This window comes from Methylobacterium segetis (assembly GCF_004348265.1).
Taxonomy (GTDB): Bacteria; Pseudomonadota; Alphaproteobacteria; order Rhizobiales; family Beijerinckiaceae; genus Methylobacterium; species Methylobacterium segetis.
This window is the reverse complement of sequence record NZ_SMNT01000205.1, coordinates 1-3,571: the sequence shown is the minus strand read 5'-3', so window position 1 is coordinate 3,571 and position 3,571 is coordinate 1. Positions and strand designations below refer to the sequence as shown.

General features: G+C 72.1%; 4 protein-coding genes. 2 read left to right on the top strand and 2 right to left on the bottom strand.

What is annotated here, in order from left to right; all coding sequences use genetic code 11:
- On the top strand, positions 1-1,498 hold a 1,498-nt coding region (locus tag E1J50_RS25930; RefSeq protein WP_132257127.1), incomplete at its 5' end, for a sensor histidine kinase.
- On the top strand, positions 1,495-2,085 hold the full coding sequence (locus E1J50_RS25925; protein ID WP_132257125.1) for a biliverdin-producing heme oxygenase: 591 nt from the start codon (positions 1,495-1,497) through the stop codon (positions 2,083-2,085). The genes E1J50_RS25930 and E1J50_RS25925, both read left to right, overlap by 4 nt.
- Before the next feature lie 96 nt (positions 2,086-2,181).
- Here the strand turns inward: E1J50_RS25925 and gmk are convergent, their stop codons facing one another.
- Positions 2,182-2,874, bottom strand: coding sequence for a guanylate kinase (gmk, locus tag E1J50_RS25920; protein WP_132254183.1), 693 nt, complete (start codon positions 2,872-2,874; stop codon positions 2,182-2,184).
- A 57-nt stretch (positions 2,875-2,931) separates the two neighbouring features.
- Positions 2,932-3,571, bottom strand: a 640-nt coding sequence (locus tag E1J50_RS25915; protein WP_132257122.1) for a YicC family protein, incomplete at its 5' end; no start/stop codon positions are given.

The window sequence follows — 3,571 nt, the reverse complement described above, 5'->3', positions numbered from 1 at the left end:
GGTCCCCCTCGTCGCCGCGCCGCCCGCCGGGAACGGGCCGATCGACCTCACCTTCGCCCAGCACCGCACGCTCTCGCCGATCCATCTGGAATATCAGCGCAATCTCGGCGTGAACGGATCGATGTCGATCTCGATCATGGTCGAGGGCAAGCTCTGGGGCCTGATGATCGGGCATCACCGGCAGCCGCATTACGTGGCGCCGGAGACGCGCGCCGCGGCGACCGTGATCACCGACGCCTTCGCCATGCGGGTGCAGGAGATCGAGGGGCGGCGTCTCTGGGCAGAACAGCAGGCGCATCTCGACACCGAAGGCCGCCTCGTGCGCGAGCTGACCCGCTCCGACGATTTCGTCGGCGCGCTGACGGCGGGCACGATGACCCTGCTCGACCTCTTCGGGGCGACCGGCGCGGGCGTCGTCTCGGCGGGCGGCGTCACCCTCATCGGCAAGACCCCGGCCGAGGCCGAGGTTCGGGACCTCGCCGTCTGGCTGAGGGAGCACCTGCCCGCGGAGGCCTCCTCCTACGCGTCCAGCGCCTTCTCCGCCGAATTCCAGCCGGCCGCCGCCTATCGCGAGATCGCGAGCGGGCTACTCGCCGCCTTCGTCGACCCGGCGCGGGAGCACCTGCTGCTCTGGTTCCGTCCGGAAGTGCCGAGCACGGTGACCTGGGGGGGCGACCCCCGCAAGCCCGTCCTCCCCGGCAGCGGCCCCGTCGCGGTGCTGCCCCGGCGCTCCTTCGAGCGCTGGGTCGAGGAACGGACGGGCTTCGCCACGCCCTTCGCCGACTGGCAGGTCTCCCTGGCCCAGTCCCTCGCGCAGGCCGTCGAGGGCGTGGTGCTGCGCCAGCGCCGGAAGATCGACGAGCTGACCGGCCTCCTCGCCGACAAGGAGAAGCTCCTCACGCAGAAGGACATACTGACCCGGGAGATCGACCACCGCGTCAAGAACTCGCTCCAGATCGTCTCCGCCTTCCTGCAGATGCAGCGCCGGCAGATCGCCGACCCGGATGCCCGCCAGGCCTTCGCGGAGACCTCCGCGCGGGTGATGAGCGTCGCCCGGGTGCACGACAGCCTCTATCAGGCCGAGAGCGTCGAGGAGGTCGATCTCGGCCAGACCATCGAGAACCTGTGCAGCGATCTCGCCGGCATGGCGGGCGACGGCCACGCGGTCGAACTCGTGGCGGAATCCGGCGTGATGGTGCCCTACCGCAAGGCGGTGGCCCTCTCGCTGATCGCCACCGAACTCGTCACCAACGCGTTCAAGTACGCCGCGGGACCGACCGGGGGCGGCCGCGTCGAGGTGAGCGTCTCCTCTTCCGCCGGGGGCGGGGTCCGGCTCAAGGTCTGCGACGACGGCGGCGGCATGCCCGAGGGCTGGGCCGAGGCGAGGCCCCAGGGGACGGGGCTCGGCATGAAGATGATCCGGGCGATGCTCGACCAGATCAACGCCCGCATCGAGGTCGCCAACACGCCCGGCGCCTGCTTCACGATCACCGCGTGAGCGCCGGAAGCGGCCTGCACGCCCGCCTGCGGGCGGAGACCGCGGCGGCGCACGAGGCGCTGGAGCGCGACCTCGACTGGGAGGCGCGCGTCGCGACGCTTCCCGGCTACCGCGACCTCCTCGCCCGCTTCCACGGCTTCCACGCGGCCTACGAGCCCGCGATCGCGGAGGCGCTCGGCGATCCGGGCTTCCTCGACGAGCGGCGCCGGCTCGACCCGCTCGCCTCGGACCTGCGCCATCTCGGCCTCGACGCCGTCTCCATCGAGAGCCTGCCTCAAGCCGCGCCGCCCGGCCTCGACGGCACGGCCTCGGCGCTCGGCTCGCTCTACGTGCTCGAAGGTTCGACCCTCGGCGGACAGGTGATCGGCCGCCGCATCGCGGCGCTTCACGGGCTCGATGAGATCGCGGGCTGCGCCTATTACCGGGGCCGGGGTGCGCGGGCCGGCGCGCTCTGGGCGAGCTTCCGCGACCGCCTCGACGCGCTGACCGGCGAGGCGGAGGCGGAGGCCGCCTCGCGGGCGGCCAACGCCACCTTCGAGGCGATGCGGGTCTGGCTGTGCCGGCCTGTCGCGAGCGCGGCCGCGTAGCTCCGCGCTCTTCCCTCAGAAGACGCGCCTCAGGACCTCACGATATCGAGGCGCCGGCTCCGGAAGGGGCGGGAAACGCGGCCCGGCTCGGCCGCCCTACCGCGCCTCGCTCTCGCTCAGGAGATCGTCGACGAAGGCGCCGAGCCCCGTGCGGCGGGTCCGCTTCAGGCGCTCGGCCGTCAGGATGCCCTGGAGCGAGGTGAAGGCGTTCTGGAGGTCGTCGTTGACGATGACGTAATCGTACTCGCTCCAGCGCTGGATCTCGACGCGAGCATTGGCGAGCCGCTTCTCGATCGTGGCGGGCGAATCCTCCGCCCGCCGCTCCAGGCGCTGGCGCAGCTCCGCCATGCTGGGTGGCAGGATGAAGACGGTGACGACGTCGTCCGAGAGCTTCGAGCGGACCTGCCGCGTGCCCTGGTAGTCGATGTCGAAGATCATGTCCCGGCCCTCGGCCAGGACCTTCTCCACCGGCCGACGCGGCGTGCCGTAGAAATTGCCGTGCACCTCCGCCCATTCGAGCAGGTCGTCCCGGGCGCGCAGGCTGTCGAACGCCTCACGGTCGATGAAGCGGTAATGCTTGCCCTCGATCTCGGAGGGGCGGCGCGGCCGCGTCGTCACCGAGATCGAGAGTTCGAGCCCCCAGCCGCCGTCCTGCGCGATGGCCCGCGTCAGCGTGGTTTTCCCCGCGCCCGACGGCGAGGACAGGATCAGGATCAGGCCCCGCCGGCCGATCCGGCCCTCGGCTTCGCCCTGCGATCCGGGCCGGCCCCCCGGCGCCCCCGCGCTCATCGGCGCCCGCTCCCCATCTCGACCTGCCCGCTGGCTCGCATCATGCCCCGACGCACCCTACTCGACGTTCTGAACCTGCTCGCGGAATTGCTCCACCACGGCCTTCAAGTCGAGTCCGATCCGCGACAGGGTGATGTCGTTGGCCTTGGCGCACAGGGTGTTCGCCTCGCGGCCGAGCTCCTGCGCCAGGAAGTCGAGCCGCCGGCCGATCGCACCTCCGCCCGCGATCAGCTCCGCGGCCGAGGCGAGGTGGGCGCGGAGCCGGTCGAGCTCCTCCCGCACGTCGGCCTTGGCGGCCAGGAGCACCGCCTCCTGGTGGAGCCTGTCCGGGTCGAGTCCGGTGCCCGCCTCGGTCAGGCTGGCGACGCTCGCGGCGAGTTTCGCGCGCACGGCATCGGGCTTGCGGGCCGGACAATCCTCCGCGGCCTGGATGATCGCGATCAACGTGCCGAGGTGTCCATTGATGATCTCTTGAAGAGCGCGCCCCTCGGCCCGGCGCGCCTCGACGAGGTCGGCCACGAGCCGCACCACGCCCTCCGCGAGGTCGCGGGCGAGCGACTCGGTCTCCGCGCTCTCCGCCTCCTCGCTCTCGATGACGCCGCGCACCCCGAGCAGCCCGTCCATCGTCGCCGGCGCGATGCCCTCCGGCACCGGCACCCGCGCGACCGCCTCCGCCAAAGCCGCGAGGAGCGCCTCG

Bases quoted from the DNA above. Each gene is read 5' to 3' on its own strand.
- gmk (WP_132254183.1), bottom strand. From the start codon at position 2,874: ATGAGCGCGGGGGCGCCGGGGGGCCGGCCCGGATCGCAGGGCGAAGCC.